This window comes from Candidatus Accumulibacter contiguus (assembly GCF_012940005.1).
GTDB lineage: Bacteria > Pseudomonadota > Gammaproteobacteria > Burkholderiales > Rhodocyclaceae > Accumulibacter > Accumulibacter contiguus.
In genome coordinates this window covers 129357-146801 of record NZ_SPMX01000022.1, presented here as the reverse complement: position 1 = coordinate 146801, position 17445 = coordinate 129357, and the positions used below count along the sequence as shown (strand labels likewise).

The window sequence follows — 17445 nt, the reverse complement described above, 5'->3', positions numbered from 1 at the left end:
ACTGTTCGGTATTCAGACAAACGGCTGACAATGCACGCCAAGTGCTCTCCCACGGGCTTGATGTCCCAGAGGGGCGTCGGGCTGTGCGTCGCCTTCCGAACTCGTTTCCACCACACCTCCGTGGCACTCTACGACCTAAACCTTGGGGCTCTGCCCCAAACCCCGCACTCGCCGTGAGGCAGCGGCCGGGGATGATCAACCCCTCCCCAGCCCCTGCCTCAAGTGTACTTGGCTTACAGGATGTCAAGAGGCTTTCGCGGCATAAACGCAAGAGAAAAATACCTCTCTCGCATTTATTCCACGGTCCTCTTGACACCCTTCCAGCCATGACTTCATCTCCTCTCTTGAACGAACGAAAAACCACAAAACGAAGCATACAAGGGCGCGACGATGGCCGGTATCGTGGAAGCGCGACGCAAGGCAGTTGAAACCCACGAACTTGAACAGCGCATCAGCGCACTGGAAGGGAAAAAAATGACTGCATTGCAAAAGCGAGTCAGCAAGCTCGAAGGCCCGGCCGGCGCCACCGAACAGGTCAATTTCATCATTCACTTTATTGAGCCGGGCACCATGCGGGTGACGTCACGCCTTCGGCTGATTCCTGGCGGTGGCTCTGTGAAAGTCGATGAAGACGGCAACGAGATCGAAGCGCGCATCACCGCAATGGAGGCAAAGCAATGAGCACAATCGAACGCCGGCTGAACAAGCTGGAAGAAATCAGGAACCGCAACGACGTGGGGGACGAGGTCGACAAGCTGTTCGAAAAGATGGGAACGAGCCGCGCCGCCATGCTGGCCGATTTCGGCAGCCTTTGGAAATTCCGAGACTGGCTGGTCGCGCGGAGTGCTGCGGCCGACCATCAGGCCGGAGTGCCAATAGCTGCGCACCCTCGACAGTGGCAAGGCGATTGCGCAATATCCGCAAAATGGGATGCGATTCTTGACCATGCCGATGCGCTACAGAGCGCTGCGTCTGCACCGTAGCTCGACCGGGCGGGTGTCGGCTATCGTCCAGCGACCGGCATCCTCCAGCGTTGCCCTGCCTTCAAGCCTGCGAACCCGTTGGCCAATTCAATGTAAACTGGGACGCAAGAACAGTTCACGGTCGATGGAGGCGCCATGCAGGTGTTCCGATCCATCCAGGACGACGCCCTGGTGCGCAGTATCGCCGGCGCGACAAGGCGCCTGGTCTTCGTGGCGCCGGGCGTGTCTGCTGCGGTGGGGAAGGTGCTGGAGAACCGCTTGGCACAAGCCCCTGGGCTCCAGATCATGATCGTGCTGGATGCAGACGAAGAAACCTGCCGCCTGGGCTACTGCGATGCGCCGTCGCTCGAAACGCTGAGCAGATCTGCCGCAGGACGGGGCATTCCCATCCGGCAGCAACGAGGCATCCGAATCGGACTGCTGATGGCCGATGACGAAATCCTAGTCTGGACACCCACACCTCTGATGTTCGAAGCACCTCGCGACACAGACGAGCCAAATGGTTTGCTGCTCACACAGGAAACCCTGCAGAGACTGCCCGAGGCGCTCGGTGTTGACCCTGAGCACCCGGCGGCTGACGGCGAGATTGGCGCCGAGCCCCTGCATCCCGAGGACGTCGCCGCGGTGGTCGAGGCAATCAAAGCGGTTCCGCCAGCGCCCTTCGACCTGTCCCGCCTGTCGCGCGTCTTCTCGTCCAAGTTCCAGTTCATCGAAACGGTGCTGCGCGGCGCCGAGCTGACCAAGCGTGAAATGCGACTGGACAGTCTGATCGTCAATTCGGATGCCCCCGAGGAGTTGCAACCCCTGCTGCACACGACGGTACAGCCCTTCAATACGGACGCCGACAAGGCGATCGAGGTGCCGGTACTGGTCAACGGCGAACAGGCTTTCAACAAGGCGGGCCAGCCGCTGAAGGTGCCCACCACGCAGACCGAAGTCCGTAGCTATTGGACCAAGCTGACGGACCGCTACATCGTCAACCTGCCGGGTTTTGGCAAGATCATCCGCCACTCCGACAAGGTGAAGTTTGAAGAGGGCAAGGCGGCCTTCGAGATCGTGCTCAAGGATTGGGTGAAGGGCTTTCAGGATCTGGTTAAGGGCGACCACGATCAGCGTGTGCAACGCGTGGTTACCCTCATCGAGCAGCGCATGCAACGGGCGAACGAGCGTCAGAAGCTGACACGAGACAAGATCGAAGAGTTGGTGCGAAAGGGCTTGGACAACCTGCGGGTGATCGAGCCAACCGTGAAAGTGGTCTACAAGAACATCACCGTCGAATCGACCCGTGACAAAGAGTTCCTTGAAGTCCTGCGTAAAGCCGTACCTGAACAGGAGCTTGAAGGTTGGTTTCAGATTTTCAGCGCGGCACCGATGGTGCAGACGAGTCCGGGCAGTTGCCGATGACCCGGAATTTGCGACGGCCTTGCAGGACACCGCGAGGGTGAATCCACTTGTCCGTCATTTCCTGCCGTCCGTCGTTCGCGGGGTTTACCGCTTTGATGACGGGTTTTTCGACGTTCGAGACGACCGAGGCTACCAACAGTTCGTCAACGACAAGCTGCGATTTCTGCCACCCGATCCGAGGAAAGAGATCCTAGCCAGATTCCCGGTCAGCAACGATTTCCACAGTGGGCGGCGACAGCGCACTCTGCCCACGGACTTGCTGGAATCCCCCCAGGCAACTGCGCCACGGGCTAAAGCCTTCTTCCGCAGACACCAGTATTTCCACAACGCCCTTGCCGATGACCGACTCGCCGGCGACCGCCAATTGCAGGAGGCCGCGAACTACCTGGAGATCCAGTTCGTCAAGAGGATTCTTGCACGCCTGCTGAACGAGGAAGGACTTCACGCTGTTCATCCGCAACGTCGTGTCGGGCGATACTCCCTGGACTTTGCCATCGAGGGTACCAACAAACTTGCGCTGGAGGTAGACGGATTTGCGAAGTTTCGGACCCGCCCGGAACTCGACGACTTTACGAAGCGCCAAAACTTCATCACCCAGCAGGGCTGGCGGGTATTGCGGTACACCTACGGCCAGGTGATGAAAACACCCGAGGTCACGCTGCGCGAGTTGCATGACGTGTTGAGGGCAGACCCGCAGCTTCGCCGCCTCCTGACGATTCAGCCGTACGCGGATTATCAAGCCAGCCTCTTTCCAGAAGAAGCCGGGCAAAGCGTGATCGACTTGGTGAACGATTTCTACCGCACGCAGGATTGTTTCGTGGGCACGCTGCTCACGGCGCCGCAGTTCGGCAACGTCGTGCTGGTCAGGGACAACTTCGGATTTGGCTTCCCGTTTGTCGCTGCTGCCATCAGCGCGCTGTACGAGTTTCTGGACGCAGTCGAGGGGATAGTCGAAACTGCATTCGACTTGCCAATGGTAAGGGTTTCAGGCGAGCAATTTCCGGGCGATTGGTCAGTCCCTTTTCACCCCCTCGTTGCCGTCGCAGAAGACGAGGCCGAAACAGCGCTGACACCCCTGACACTCGACAGCGGAGCGGTCAGACTTGGCGCCTCCAGCGTACTGACTCCGCCCGCGACAGCCGGCGACGTGCGTTTCCGAAGGGATCTCTCGCTCGACGCCATTCAAATGCGCCTGAGCTTCTTCACGCGGAATGTTTTCGAATACGATTCAGAAACCAAGCCGTTTCAGAACAAAGTCCTGCAACGGATCTTCAAAGGGGAGAACATTCTCGGCATCTCAGCGACCGGAAGCGGCAAGTCATTCTGCTTCTGGTTGCCCGGCCTGTTGAAGCCCGGCCTGACGCTGGTCATTGCGCCGCTTCGGTCGCTGATGCGTGACCAGCGGCTGACTTTGCTGAAGTGCGGCATCGCCTCCGCAGAGTTCATCAATTCCGACGTCGGTCAGCTAAAGCAGCAAAGCATTCTCGAAGAAGCGCGTCTGGGCCACGTCCGCCTGCTGTACATCTCGCCGGAGCGCCTCCGCATCAAGAAGTTCCTCGATCAACTCGACCGGCTGAAGGAGTTCGTCCCAGTCCATACCCTCGCCGTGGACGAGGCGCATTGCATTTCGGAGTGGGGTCACGATTTCCGTCCGTCGTACCTCAAACTTCCGCTTCTACGCGAGAGGCTTGCGCAGGACACTGCCGGGCTTCAGCTCATCGCGCTCACCGCGACCGCGGGGCAGCAGGTGCAGGCCGACATGCTCGCCATTCTACGGCTCCGCGGCGGTGAAAACGGAGATGTGGTGAAGGATGAAGTCGCCGACCGGGAGCGGTTCAGTTACCAGATTGTCGCGGCCAAGGACTTGGCGTCGAAGACCGAGGCCTATCGCAAAGTGCTGACCAGGGACGTTGCGAAAGCGCTCCGCCAAGCGACACTTCCGGCGTTGATGCGTCAGGAGAATAAGCATGGCGAGAAGTCGCTTGGAATCGTCTTCTGCATTTACGCGGATCCACACGGCCAACACTCCATCTGGGAAGGCGTGGCGCACTACCTCTCCGAGACGATGGAGATTCTAGAGCCGAACGCTCGGTTCGAACTGGACGCGTTCGGGAGCGGCGCCGTCAGGGCATTCTCCAGCAAAGCGCCGACGCTTTGCCCACACTGTCACTCCTACGCTTACACGAGCAGAGCTCAGACGAGCACGGACGATGCGGAGGATGCGGACGGGGAGGGGTCGATTGACGACACCGACAATGGCGCTGCCAAGAAGGCTGGGATCAAAGTCTGCGGCCACTGCAAGAGAGAGTTCGATGGCGCAGACGCGATCACTCCGCCTAGTTGGGACGAACTGATCAAGGCGAACCAGAACGATTTCAAGAACAGCGGATTCGACATCCTCGTCGCGACGAAGGGATTCGGCATGGGAATCGACAAGAGCAGTGTGCGCTTCGTCGTGCATACCTCGCTGTCGTCCGGCATGGAATCCTGGTACCAGGAAGTCGGGCGTGCCGGCCGCGACAACGAGCGGGCCCACATCGTCTTGCTGACCACGCCGCCCAACGAGAGGTGCCACGGGCAACTGCAACTCGACGATATCAAGCGCCCGCAATGCAACTACCGCGCCGGCTGCACGCACGGAATGGATGGGCTTTGTGACTACGGCAAGCAGCACATGTTTATCGCGAGCAGTTATCCGGGGGCGGAGTCAGATGCCTTCCGCGCGCTGAGAGTCCTTGACCAGCTCATCGTCGCGCGCAAAGCAAGTCAGGACGGCAGCGTTGTGTTGTGCTCCTCGAACAAGTCTCTCTCGCGCGACGAACTGGCGCTCTACCGGCTCACCGTCCTGGGGTTGGTGGACGATTACGTCATCACCTATGCGCGTCCTCCGAGATTTGATGTCGAGTTCACGCTGCCGGAATTGCCTGATCAGGCGGAAGCTTTGGCGCGCCTCGAAAGACAGGTGCAAAGTCGGCTGGCTGAACATCACCCGGACTTTCCCGGTTGGCAAGAACGGCGTGTTCTCAAGGAGCTTGCCCGCTGCCGACAGGAATATCGTCCCTGGGAAAGTTTTCAGCCAAAGTTGCGCAAGTTCGCCGGCTACGGTCAGCTTGTGGAACTTCTCGATGGAATTGAAGTGGTGTTCTATCGCTCGATTTACGAACACCTGTTGTTGCTGCTCGACCACACGTACAAAGACGTGGTGAAGATGCGGTACGACATGTTGTGGAACTTGCTGGAGGTCGTCAGGACCCGCGAGTGCCGTCGCAGCGCAATCTTGGGCTACTTTGGCGACAGTGTGAAAAAGTCGTATCGCTGTGGTTGCTGTGACGTCTGTGCGCCAAACCTGGAATTTCCCGAAATCCGCATTGCTCCCCCGGAGACCAGCAACGCGGAGAGGGAACTTCAGTTGAAAAAGACTCTGGAAAGCGATTCGTTCGACTTGAGCGTCCTAAACGGGCTGGTGGCCGATTTTTCCGACTATCCGACCGCGAAATATCGGCACGCCCGCGCCGTTCTGGAGGGTAATGCAAACAACCTGAACGCACTGTTTATCGCGCGCGAATTCTCTCCGCCGGAAGAGCGCGGAGCGAACTCCAGGCGACTGCTCCGTACCGCCAATCAGCGCCCGGTACCGCTGTCCGAAGTCCAGAGACTCTTGCGGTCGTCCGAGCGCCGGCTGAAACCGGACCTGCTTGCGGTCCTCAACGAAACCGATACCGCGTGCGACTCTCCGGACGGCTGGAATTTTTTTGGTCAGTGAGGCTAGCAAGGCGGAGTATCGCAGAAACCAAGAGGTCGCCCGGATGCGTGAGTGCCTGCAGTTCTTTATCCTGGTCGAGGAGGCGTTCCCCGACCACACACGTTCGCTTGCGGCGAAAGCGCGCAGGTTGGAAGAGGTGTTCTATGCCTGAAATTACCAGTGTCGAAGCAATCCGGCAAAAGCTGCAGCAGTTCGACGCACAAGTGGACGGGGCCATTGCCGCCGCGCAAGCCATCAAGCGGGTCAAGAGCGATTCCGAGAAACAGCTCAAGGTTCTGGAAGAACAGTTCAACCAAGGCGAACAGGCCCTTCGCAAGGCCGACGGCATACAGCTCCAGCTTCAAGAGATCCAGGCGGAATGGGAGCGGCTGAAGCAGGAGGTGGCGATGGCGCAGACCGAAAGGAAACAGACGCGCGACCACTTGCTCACGGAACTCGATCGCATCACGCAGTCGGTCGGCAAGCGGCTGGTCGAAGCGGAGGAGCAGTTGCGCTCGACCAACCGGGCGTCGCTCGCCGAACAAGAGGAGAAACTGCAAGGCATCGAATCACGAATAGGGAAGAACGCCGACGCTGCAGAACAGGCCAACGCTTTAACGCAGAAGCGAGCAAACGATCTTGAAAAATTGCTAGCCACGCTTCGCGATGAACTCCAGAGCGATGTTGGCTCAAAACTCCAGGATGCAGAGGATCGGCTGGAGTCGCAATTCCAGGAGGTTCGCAACGGACTGGATGCGCAGTCCGCGCGTCACGAGCGTTTCCTGCAGACCGAAATCGATGCATTCAAGGATGCTGTCAAACATGACTTGGCCGAGCACGAGGGGAAGATCGATCGCCAAATCACGGAGTTCCTGAACAAGCAGAACGCGCTTATCCAGAACCTCACTCAGCAAATCGACAGTTTTCACCGTGTTTCGCGAACGCAGTCAGAGGCCATCGTCGCGACGAGGACCTCGCTCAAAGAGCTTGCGTCCGAATTCAATACGGACCGTGCGGCAACGACGCGTGAGCGGGCCACGCTTGCCGAAGACATTCGAGAACTCAAGGTGCGGGTCGAGAAAGTCGAGTTGTCGTTGTTCGATGTTGCGGAGCGACTCAAGAGCACTCTCGACAAGCTCAAGACGCTTTTTATGGTCGGCAGCAAGTTCAAGTAGCTTGTCCGCCGTGCTTGCTGGATTTCGTACGATCAGCCGCAGCGGGGACTCGGTTGGCCTTCGACAACGAATCGGGTACCGTCCCCGATCTGGTGCTCCTCTCGGCGTCAGTTTGCATGGGAAGTCGATAGGGCATCGAAGACTTCGTTCAAAGCGGCGGCACTGCCGTGCAACTCCGCGGCGAGCGCCGCCTATTTTCGTCGACCACGCCATGCTCCGGCTGCCGGTTCGATAGGGACGGGTGGCGCCGAAGTGTGTATGCGGAAAGAAACCGCGTCGACCGAGAGTCAGCTTTCCGCAAAATTTTATCGGATATCGATCAATGATAGTATTTGACTATCATTAACCCCGAAAGAACGGACATGTTGCTTGGCGCTTGGGTTACGGTCATGCGGAAAGCACGACCGCTGAAGAAGTGAGCCCATGCCGGCTGCGGTTGACGAACCTGACTCTCGACTGATAACCACGACTCGATGATGATGACAAGAACTCTCGGCTCGTTTCTGGAGCACATGTCTTGGTGTCTGAAGGCAGCCGAAAAGCGGCGCCCTTCGGTGAGGCTGTAGTCGGCCGGCGCTATGGTTTCGTGAGTGTCACAGAACAAGCCTGCGTTGAAAATACACCGTCGAGGAACAAGGAATGAGCGGAACGCCCCGAACTGAAAAGCTGCGCCCTGGCTGGAAGCCCGGTCAGTCTGGCAACCCGAAGGGCCGCCCGAAGGGCCGCCGCAACCGGGTAACTATCGTTGCTCTGGCTGCGATGGAGGAAGGCGCCGACGCGATCGCGCGCAAAGTGGTGGACATGGCCAAAGAAGGCGACATGAGCGCCGCGCGGCTGGTGCTCGAACGATTGGTGCCACCGGCGAAGGAGCGCCCGATCTTCCTGGCGCTGCCGGACACGAGCACCACTGACGGTATCGCTGATGCGCAGCGGGCGATCCTGCAAGCTGTTGCTGCCGGCGATCTGCTGCCGGGAGAGGCAGCGACGATGGCCGGTATCGTGGAAGCGCGACGCAAAGCCGTTGAGACACTTGAACTGGAACAACGCATCACTGCATTGGAGATCAAGAAATGAGCACCACACTGGAACGACGCATGGCGAAACTGGAAAATGCGGCCACCCCGGACGCGAACCGCATCGACGTGATTTTCCGGCGCATCGTGTCACCCCGTGGTAACCGCGAGGTGGCTCGCGCCAACCTCGGCGACAGGGTTCTGAACCGACGCGCCGACGAGGCCGAAGACGACTTCGTGGAACGGGCGAAAGTCGAAGCGCTGGCTCGCACTGATCGCCGTCCGTGCTGCGTGATTCTGTTGCCCCAGCAAGTAATGCAATGAGCACACTCGAACGACGCTTGACCAAACTCGAAGACGCAATTCTGCCGCCCTCTGTGCAGGCGTTTTGCCTGCTGGTGGAACCGCCGACGGATGCGACCCCCGCGGCATGGGACGAGTACCGGCAGAAGGTCGAAGCAGCGAAGGAGCGAGGCGATTTCGTCGCCATCGTTTCGCCCGTCCGGCAGGGAGACAGACGGCACTACGACAAGGGGGTGACCTACTTCGCCAGTGAATTCGAGGCAGGACTGGTAGAGGCGTCAATGCTTCCGTCGGACCGTGGCAACGACAGTCTGCTGGCCGATACGGTGAAAGATGCAATGGGCAACGTGATAGGGCCAGTGTCCTGCGACAAGACGAGGGACGACGCTCCAGCAAGGTTATGGACCGCAGCGCTCTGACTCATAGATGCTGGCAAAACTTAACATTCGGAAGGGCGGGCCCGCGCCGCCCTCAATGGAATCTTTCGCTTACGCCTTCGAGCGACCCTGCAATGTCCGGATTCGTGCGAGTGGTTCAGACATTTTGTTGTCCTCAAGGAAGCGCACCGCGCTGAGTCCATAGCAGTTAAGCTGATCGAATGGCGCTCCAGCGTCAATCAGCAGATTTGCCATTCGCACATTTTTCTCGGCGGCAGCCAAATGAAGGGGAGTCCGACCTATTCCGTCAGTCACGGAAACATAGAGCGGGTTTTCCATTAGCATGGTAGCCACTCCTTGCAGATCTCCACGCCTAACTAGCCCTAAAAAAATTCGAGGCGCCTGAAGTAGCAGAAAGGTTCTCAATTGCCCGATTGGCCCGTTCACGAGCCTCTGGAAAGCCAAAATCGTTCTCTACGCGCTCAATCAAGAGATGGGCGTCAACGTCTGAACCCATTACATCAACTAGCCGGTTCAGCGCCTTGGCTGGCGCCTTCTGACCCGCAAGTATGAGAGACCGGGCAAACTTGAGGATTTGCTTGTTTGTGCCGAAATAGCGTTCCAAAAACATCCGTTCCAAGTGCGAAGCTATTTCAGAACGCCGCACAAATGACTTTGTTTCAAGCATCGCGGTGACAAACGCAAACGCTAGGGATGTTGAGATTTTAGTGAGTGTCGATCGATACTCTTTGAGGTCGGGGTAGATGCTACAGGCGATCTTCCAGCGCCCCTCTAGCTCGCTCAGGGCTGACTCGAATGCTTCGGCTTGTATGTCTTTGTCATCTGCAGTGAACTGGGCCTGCTGGGATTGGGCGCGCGCCCTGTCATAGCCAGATCGAAGAGCTTTGTCACGAAGGACAGAATATGCTTGATTGATAGCGCTCATGCGCCGGTGTGCTTCCATGGCATCACCATTCCACCTATCGGGGTGATAACGCTGTGCTAGCGCGCGGTAGGCCGCGGCAATCACAACCTCCTCAGCGTCAGGAAGGACGCCAAGAATGGCGTAAAGGTCTTCACCTGCCATTAACTCACTCTTCTGGAATATGGACGAAATCAGCACGAAGCTTGCGCCTACCGGAATTGTAGAGGATGAAGGTTTGGCGTCAAATCTTTACTTTCGGCAAGTCGAGGGTATCAAGCGGTAGCATTCCTGTTTAATCGGTTTTTGGTCACAGAGAGGGAGGGGCTATCTTCATAAAGCCGAAGATACTGCGATCGCAAATGCCGAAGGCAACCCTAAGCATGAATCGTTCCTCGCATTGCAGCGCTTCACGTTCAGCCGGTAGCAGTTCATCCTGGCGCGAAAGTTGCGTAGCGCAGCCGCACAATGCTGATGGCAACAGTACGCTGCCAGCGAACAAGGGCGTTTCCGTGGCGCGGTAGGGCGATGGTATGGCCCGACGGCAGATCACCCCGCCAGCGTCGATTGTGCAAGCCCTTGACGGACTCCCGGCGGGGGGCTTGGTGAGGCAAGGGTATCCGCAGCAAGGGTGTCCATCACAGGCGCCTGACACCGGCGAGCGTTACAGCGTAACGACCGCATGACCCTACCGACCCGGCGTGTGCCGGGTTTTTCTTTGGTGCGGCGATGGTTCAGGGCAAGGTTCATGGTTTCCGGCATGGTTACAGTCACCGGCGCATGGTTGCAGCGCATGGTTCAAGCCAGTCGGCGGGGCCGGCAACGTCAACCATGTAGGTAGCCAAGCAGGTAGCCAAGCGAGTAGCCAGCGATCAGGATTAGGCGAAGGCTCAGACGGCGAGCATGGCGGAAATGCGACATATTGCAAAAAAGCAACACTGCGTTGCCGGGAGCGTTACAGCGTAACTGGCGACACCCTGCCGGCCCCGCTTTTCTTGCCCGACGTTGATCTGGATTGCTGAAATTTGCTTACCATCTGCTTACCGGAACGACGGACAACAAAAAGGCCACCTTTTGAAGTGGCCTAAGTCATTGATTTTTCTGGTGGTGATGGGTGGAATTGAACCACCGACCTATGGGTTATGAATCCATCGCTCTAACCGACTGAGCTACATCACCTCAGGGCGGCAGATTATAGGGCTGACTACGCTTGCGGTCAAGCAATAGACATTTTCAGAATTCTCATTCTGGCTGAAATGAGAACTGCTGGAACTCCTGCCAGACGGTGGACAAATCCTGGTCCTTGAGCACGATCATGAACTGCCAGTGGTGATCACGGCCACTGCATCACCGGCCCGTTGGCGTAGAGTCTGTCGAGCAGGAGCAAATACTGGGTGTGACGGGTTTCGTCCTTGCCGACGGTGCGCTGCAGGAGTTCCTCCGCCCAGAGGTATCGCCAGCGAGCTTCTGCGAGCCGTCGATGGCGATCGGATCGCAATGGTTGATCAGGTAGCGGCGAAAGCTCTTGCCGCGGATCAGCCGCTTCACCAGATCGACGTGGGCCTGTTCGATGTGGGCCAGGTCGAGGTCGCGCAGCAGCCGAAACGAGGTCAGCGGTTTGACCCATACCTGGCGGGGCGTGCTGTGATACGACTGGCTAGGGCGGGCCAGCCCACGTCTGCTGGTTACCCCAAGCAACTGCCAACCGGCGGCGAGGTAACAGGTGCCGGCATGGTGACGCGGATCGACGAAGGTCTCCAGCCGCAGGAGCTCGAAGCCCCAGTGATCGCGCCAGTCCACGCGGGCGCGGCGCGCGAGTTGCCCGAGCACATGGCTGGCCTGCGGTACACGGACGTGCGGAAAGATCAGGAAGCGGCTGAGTCCATCGGATCCACCACCGGCGCGAGGAGGGCTGAACGGACGGGCCGCGCCGGCCGCAAGGGCGGCAGTACCAGCAACCCGGCCGCCTGCAAGCGCTCCAGGAACTCTTGGCAAGCGTGGATCTTCGGTGTTCCCGATAGGGTGACCAACCGCCAAGCCTCGCTACCACTGGGCTTTGCTAGTCATGCGTCAGGGCTGGCACCGCTATTCACCAATCACGTCGGTATTGGCCGGCGGGACGAAGTGGAACAGCGACGGAGCCAGGCGCGGATTGCGCTCAAGGTGGGAAAAGTGCAGCAAGGTGGTCTGGCCGAGGCTGTCGAACAACTCCATTGCTCTGAGCTCCTTATTCGCAAAACCGAGACGGACCTTCTCGAAGCCGCTATCCTGCGCTTTGGGAATCGCCTCGATCCACTCCAGCCCGTCGTGATCGCCAGCTTCTCGCAGGGTGAAGTTCCTTTCGATCGCACTATCCCCGGCGAGCAGTGCCGCCGGTGTCCCGCCGATCGCCGTGCCGGCCTTCTTGACCGTGACCTGGCGCAGGTCCGGGTCATGGATCCAGACTTTCTCGCCATCACCCACCAGCAGCTGGCTGTAGGGCTTCTCGATCTGCCAGCGAAACTTGCCCGGGCGCGAAAACATCATGACGCCGCTAGACGCTTGCGCCTGGCGTCCGTTCTTGGCCACCACCGTCTGCGCGAAATCGGCGCGTACCGTCCGGGTCGATTCGAGGAATTGCTGCAGCTTGTCGATCGCTCCGGCGTGGGCTGCCTGGGCAGCCAGCAGGCAGGCGGTGGCGAGGAGAATGCGGCGAATCATTCCTCTTCCTTGCGGGCCAGGACTTCGCGACCGCCACGGGCATCCATGGCAGAAACCAGCCCGGCTTTTTCCATGGCTTCGATCAAGCGAGCCGAGCGATTGTAGCCGATGCGCAAGTGGCGCTGTACCAGCGAAATCGATGCGCGGCGATTCTTCAGTACCACTTCGACCGCCTGGTCATAGACCGGATCGGCTTCGCCATCGCTATCCTGGCCTTCGCCAGCGCTCGCGCCCTCGCCTTCGTCGTCCGCACTGGCACCGGCGAGAACACCTTCGACGTAATCTGGAACACCCGTTTTTTTCAGGTAGTCGACCACCCGATGCACTTCTTCGTCGGCGACAAAAGCGCCATGGACGCGTGTCGGATAACCGGTCCCGGGTGCCAGGTAGAGCATGTCGCCCTGGCCGAGCAGGGCTTCGGCACCCATCTGATCGAGGATGGTGCGTGAATCGATTTTTGATGACACCTGGAAGGAGATGCGGGTGGGTATATTGGCCTTGATCAGGCCGGTGATGACATCGACCGACGGCCGTTGCGTCGCCAGAATCAGGTGGATTCCCGAGGCGCGTGCCTTCTGCGCGAGACGGGCGATCAGTTGCTCGACGGTCTTTCCGGAAAGCATCATCAGGTCGGCGAGTTCGTCGATGACCACCACGATGAACGGCAGGCATGACAGCGGTTCGGGGGTATCCGGAGTCAGCGATACCGGGTTGGCGATCATCTCGCCGTTCTTCGCGGCATCACGGATGCGTTGATTGAAGCCGGCCAGATTGCGTACGCCCATCGCCGACATCAGCTTGTAGCGCTTGTCCATCTCGCCAACGCACCAGTTGAGAGCGTTGGCGGCATGTTTCATGTCTACCACCACCGGCGCGAGCAGGTGCGGGATGCCCTCGTAGATCGACAGTTCGAGCATCTTCGGGTCGACCAGGATCAGCCGCACCTGCTCGGGCCCGGCTTTGTAGAGCAGTGAAAGGATCATCGCGTTGATGCCGACCGATTTGCCCGATCCGGTCGTTCCGGCGACCAGTAGGTGCGGCATCCTGGCCAGGTCAACGACCAAAGGCTGGCCGCCGATATCCTTGCCCAGCGTCATCGTCAGCGGCGAGTCCATTTCCTTGTATTCCTGGCTGGAGATGATTTCCAGCAGGCGCACCATCTGTCGCTTGGGATTCGGGAGTTCGAGCGCCATCGACGACTTGCCCGGTACCGTCTCGACGACGCGCACCGAAACCAGTGACAGCGAGCGTGCCAGATCCTTGGCCAGATTGAGGATCTGGGCGCCCTTCACGCCGACTGCCGGCTCGATTTCGTAACGCGTGATGACCGGCCCGGGATAGGCGGCGGTGACCGCCACCTGCACGCCAAAATCGGCGAGTTTGCGCTCGATCAGACGGGAGGTGTATTCAAGAGTCTCCGGACTGACGCGGCTGCTCTGCAAGGGCGCCGGTTCAAGCAGATGCACGGGCGGCAGCGGGGAGGCTTCGACGGCTTCGGGGAGTGGTGGCGGATGCCCCCGGTCTGTCCGCTTCCCGCCCTTCGGCGGCGCGAGGGCTGCGGGCGTTTCGGTCAAGGTGGGAGTCGCGTCAGCGACTCGCGAATCACCTATCTCTCGCGATCGGGAGATGGGTTGAGGAAAGCGGTCATGGCTTTCATGATCAAGGGTGTCTGAAGTAGCCATGACCGTCAGGGTCGGCTCGTCGTGAGTGTGCTTGCCAGTTTCTGGCGGTAGCGGTGCAGGCGCGTCGGGCTCCTTGTTCAGGGTCGGTTCCTGGCCATGTGTGCCGGCTTTTGCCGACAGCGGGCGAGGAGGGTTGGCCAGCGCAGGACTTTCGGTCAGCACGGGTTCATGCATCTCTCCGCGCTTCTTCTCGCCCTCGACCACGGCCTCTCGCTCGCGCGCGACTTCGCGTCCGATCCGTCGATCCTGCCAGCGTTCGAACAAGCCGTGGACGCCGACGACGATCGCTTCCAGGAGTGTGCCGGCGCGTTCGGCGGCGGTAATCCACGACATCCCGGAGAAAATACTCCAGCCAAGCATCAGCAGGGCGAACAGGGTCAGCGTCGCACCGGTATAGCCCAGATAACGCACGACCAAGGCGCCGAGCTCGATGCCGATGACGCCACCGGGACCAACCGGCAATGTTGCCTTGAGGGTGTAGAAACGCAAGGTCTCGAGTCCGCTGCTGGAGACGATCAGTACCAGAAAGCCGGCCAGGGAAATGAACAGCGGACGCCGGTCGGTCGCCCGCTGGCCGTCGAGACGCCGATAACCCCACCAGACAAAGACCAGCAGCAGGACGATCCACCACCACGCCGAAAGGCCGAAGACGTAAAGCATCAAATCAGCCAGCCAGGCGCCGCTACGGCCGGCCGGGTTGCGCAGCGTTGCCGTGTGTACGGCGTGCGACCAACCGGGATCGGATCGATGGTAGCCCCACAGCGAGAGCGCCAGGAAGGTGGCGACGACGATCAGGATCAGCCAGCGCGACTCCTGCAGGAGTGCTGCAATTTTTTCCGGGAGCGGACTTGGCGCTCTGGACGGAAAGGCCATCCTGCCGGCAAATTTGTTCAGCAAAGCCATCAGTAAGTTCGGACCAAGGAAGGTTACGGTTGGGAAGCGGGGCTTGCCGGGGAAGGCAGGCGTTTTTCGAGAATGACGATCCGGCCTTCTTCGACCCGGAAGTAGCCGCGATTCTCGAGATCCTTCATGACCCGACTGACCATCTCACGCGAGGCACCGATCATCTTGGCAATATCCTGCTTGGTCAGCCGTCGCCGGATCACGTGCTCGCCGCGCTCTTCCTCGGAGAAATCGATCAGCAATTTGGCGACGCGGCCGTAGACGTCGAGCAGAGCCAGACTTTCGATGTTGCGATCGGCTTCGCGCAAACGCTGCACGAGGCTCTTCATGATATTGAGGCAGAGGTCGAAATTCTCGGCCAGGCAACGCTTGAAGTCGTTCTTGGTGATGACCAGCAATTCGCAGGTTTCGGTCGCCATGACATCGGCCGAACGCGGGCTGCCATCGATCAGCCCCATTTCACCGAAGAACTCCCCGGGGCCAAGCAGGGTCAGAATCACTTCGCGTCCTTCTTCGTCGCTGTTGAGCACCTTGGCGCCGCCGCTGATCAGCACATAGAGCGAATCGGTGCTGTCGCCGGCGCGGACGATGGTGGTCTGGCGTGGCACCCGACGATGGAAAGCGACCTTGGCGATCTGTTCGAGTTGTGCATCGGGAACTCCGGCAAAGATCGGAATGCTGTGCAGCAAAGTCAGGCTGGGTCCTCTCCGGGGTTGCTCGACGGCAGTATTCATGGGCCATTCTTTCATCAAGTGAAGTGATTTCTATCAAGGGCTTGCGCCGCGATTATAAGGCACTTCGCCAGTTTTCGAAGCAAAGTGGCGACAAAGGGTGCGATCGAAAGTATTGGGCGAGTCCCATTTCCGCTTCGATATGAGAATTGCTGGTTGATCAGCCGCGTGGATGGTGTTGGGCGTGCAGGACCTTGAGCCGTTCGCGAGCGACATGGGTGTAGATCTGCGTCGTCGAGATGTCCGAGTGGCCGAGCAGCAGTTGCACGACGCGCAGATCGGCACCATGATTGAGCAGATGTGTCGCAAAGGCGTGCCGCAGCACGTGCGGCGACAGGCGGGCAGGATCCATCCCGGCCTGCAGCGCGTAGCGCTTGATCAACTGCCAGAAAGCCTGCCGGGTCATCGCCGAGCCGCGCGCAGTCACGAATACCTCGTCGCTCTGGCGTCCTGCGAGCAGCGCCGGCCGGCCGTCGCCCAGATAGCAGCGCAGCCAGTCGCACGCTTCCTCACCGAGCGGCACCAGGCGCTCCTTGCTGCCCTTACCGAAAACGCGCAGCACGCCCATGTCGAGATGCAGTTCGTGCAACTTGAGGCCGACCAGTTCGCTGACACGCAGGCCGGTGGCGTAGAGCGTTTCGAGCATCGCCCGATCACGCTGACCGAGCGTCGTGTCGAGCAGGGGTGCGGCGAGCAGGCGCTCGACCTGGACTTCGGAGAGCACTTTCGGCAGCCGCGAGGGCTGCGCCGGCATGGCGATCTTCAGCGTCGGATCGCTGCTGCGCCGGCCCTGTGCCAGTTGGTGCCGGTAGAAGCGGCGCAGCGTCGACAGATAACGCGCCTGCGAGGAAGCGCGCAGCGTTTGCGACAGCGTCGCGACGAAACGCATCAGGATCGCTTCGTCGATGCTGCACAGGCTGCCCAGTTGCTGCTCGGCCAGCCAGTTCGCCAGTTGCAGCAGGTCGCTGCGATAGCTGTCGAGCGAACCCCTGGCGAGTCCGTCCTCCAGCCATAAGGTGTCGCAGAAGCGATCGATCTCGGCGAGATCGCCAGGATTGGCCTCAGCAGCCTTCATGCGCCAGCAGCCAGCGCTTGACGTTAAGCAGAAAACCGTCGGTCTGACGGGCAAAGCCGCCCAATCCACCGCCCGCCGCCAGAACTCGATGGCAGGGAACGACCACCGGGTAGGGATTGGCAGCGCAGGCCTGACCAACCGCTCGCGGTGCGTTGTGCAGTGCCTGTGCGATCTCGCCGTAGCTGCGGGTATGGTGCGTCGGAATGGCCGCGATCTGTTGCCAGACACGGCGCTGAAAAGGTGTGCCTGCTGGGCGCAAGGGCAAGACGAAGAGGAATTCGGCGTCCGCCAGGTAGGCGCACAACTGGCGCGCCGCTTCCGCGGCGAGCGCATTCTGCGGCGCGACCTCGTCCGTTGGCGGAAGAAAGGCGAGGTGATGAATTTCCTGCTCGTCGCAGCACACGCCGAGGCTGAACGTCATTGCGCTGATGATCG

At 59.8% G+C, this 17445-nt stretch carries 16 protein-coding genes and 1 tRNA gene; 8 read left to right on the top strand and 9 right to left on the bottom strand.

Annotated elements, in window-relative coordinates:
- Positions 1-390: 390 nt before the first annotated feature.
- The 8 genes from E4Q08_RS09950 (at position 391) to E4Q08_RS09915 (ending at position 9039) form a co-directional block, all read left to right on the top strand.
- Entirely contained in the window at positions 391-681 is a 291-nt protein-coding gene (locus tag E4Q08_RS09950) for a hypothetical protein (protein ID WP_169070271.1), read from the top strand.
- Positions 678-983: a hypothetical protein gene (locus tag E4Q08_RS09945; protein ID WP_169070270.1), complete on the top strand. Its 306-nt coding sequence runs from the start codon at positions 678-680 to the stop codon at positions 981-983. Before E4Q08_RS09950 ends, E4Q08_RS09945 begins: the two co-directional genes overlap by 4 nt.
- A gap of 135 nt (positions 984-1118) precedes the next feature.
- Positions 1119-2387, top strand: a complete 1269-nt coding sequence (locus tag E4Q08_RS09940) for a hypothetical protein (protein WP_169070269.1) — start codon at positions 1119-1121, stop codon at positions 2385-2387.
- Between the two features lie 37 nt (positions 2388-2424).
- Positions 2425-6150: a DEAD/DEAH box helicase gene (locus E4Q08_RS26090; RefSeq protein WP_169070268.1), complete on the top strand. Its 3726-nt coding sequence runs from the start codon at positions 2425-2427 to the stop codon at positions 6148-6150.
- A 107-nt stretch (positions 6151-6257) separates the two neighbouring features.
- A complete protein-coding gene (locus tag E4Q08_RS09930) occupies positions 6258-7304 on the top strand; it encodes a hypothetical protein (protein ID WP_169070267.1) in 1047 nt (348 codons plus the stop codon).
- A 639-nt stretch (positions 7305-7943) separates the two neighbouring features.
- Positions 7944-8378, top strand: a complete 435-nt coding sequence (locus E4Q08_RS09925) for a DUF5681 domain-containing protein (RefSeq protein ID WP_169070266.1) — start codon at positions 7944-7946, stop codon at positions 8376-8378.
- Positions 8375-8641, top strand: coding sequence for a hypothetical protein (locus E4Q08_RS09920; protein WP_169070265.1), 267 nt, complete (start codon positions 8375-8377; stop codon positions 8639-8641). The genes E4Q08_RS09925 and E4Q08_RS09920 overlap by 4 nt, the downstream gene beginning before the upstream one ends.
- Positions 8638-9039 carry a hypothetical protein gene (locus tag E4Q08_RS09915; protein WP_169070264.1) on the top strand — a complete coding sequence of 134 codons (402 nt, stop codon included), beginning with the start codon at positions 8638-8640 and terminating at the stop codon, positions 9037-9039. Before E4Q08_RS09920 ends, E4Q08_RS09915 begins: the two co-directional genes overlap by 4 nt.
- 69 nt (positions 9040-9108) lie before the next feature.
- On the opposite strand, the gene E4Q08_RS26085 is transcribed toward E4Q08_RS09915, so the two are convergent.
- From E4Q08_RS26085 to E4Q08_RS09870, 9 genes are all read right to left on the bottom strand, one after another.
- Positions 9109-9336 (bottom strand): hypothetical protein, encoded by a 228-nt coding sequence (locus tag E4Q08_RS26085; protein ID WP_372703610.1) that lies wholly within the window; start codon positions 9334-9336, stop codon positions 9109-9111.
- A gap of 34 nt (positions 9337-9370) precedes the next feature.
- The gene (locus E4Q08_RS09905; protein WP_169070262.1) at positions 9371-10120 is read right to left on the bottom strand and encodes a J domain-containing protein; all 750 of its coding nucleotides are present in this window, start codon (positions 10118-10120) and stop codon (positions 9371-9373) included.
- Between the two features lie 901 nt (positions 10121-11021).
- Positions 11022-11098, bottom strand: a tRNA-Met gene (locus E4Q08_RS09900).
- A gap of 168 nt (positions 11099-11266) precedes the next feature.
- Positions 11267-11914 carry a Druantia anti-phage system protein DruA gene (locus E4Q08_RS09895; protein ID WP_169070261.1) on the bottom strand — a complete coding sequence of 216 codons (648 nt, stop codon included), beginning with the start codon at positions 11912-11914 and terminating at the stop codon, positions 11267-11269.
- 90 nt (positions 11915-12004) lie between these two features.
- Positions 12005-12619 (bottom strand): outer membrane lipoprotein periplasmic chaperone LolA, encoded by a 615-nt coding sequence (gene lolA, locus E4Q08_RS09890; protein WP_034909959.1) that lies wholly within the window; start codon positions 12617-12619, stop codon positions 12005-12007.
- Positions 12616-15204, bottom strand: coding sequence for a DNA translocase FtsK (locus tag E4Q08_RS09885; protein ID WP_169070260.1), 2589 nt, complete (start codon positions 15202-15204; stop codon positions 12616-12618). The genes lolA and E4Q08_RS09885 overlap by 4 nt, the downstream gene beginning before the upstream one ends.
- A gap of 23 nt (positions 15205-15227) precedes the next feature.
- Complete coding sequence (locus tag E4Q08_RS09880) at positions 15228-15938, bottom strand: Crp/Fnr family transcriptional regulator (RefSeq protein WP_211203376.1); 711 nt, start codon at positions 15936-15938, stop codon at positions 15228-15230.
- A 157-nt stretch (positions 15939-16095) separates the two neighbouring features.
- A complete protein-coding gene (xerD, locus tag E4Q08_RS09875) occupies positions 16096-17010 on the bottom strand; it encodes a site-specific tyrosine recombinase XerD (RefSeq protein WP_034909957.1) in 915 nt (304 codons plus the stop codon).
- Positions 16997-17431, bottom strand: a complete 435-nt coding sequence (locus E4Q08_RS09870) for a methylated-DNA--[protein]-cysteine S-methyltransferase (RefSeq protein WP_169070274.1) — start codon at positions 17429-17431, stop codon at positions 16997-16999. The genes xerD and E4Q08_RS09870 overlap by 14 nt, the downstream gene beginning before the upstream one ends.
- Positions 17432-17445: the final 14 nt, after the last annotated feature.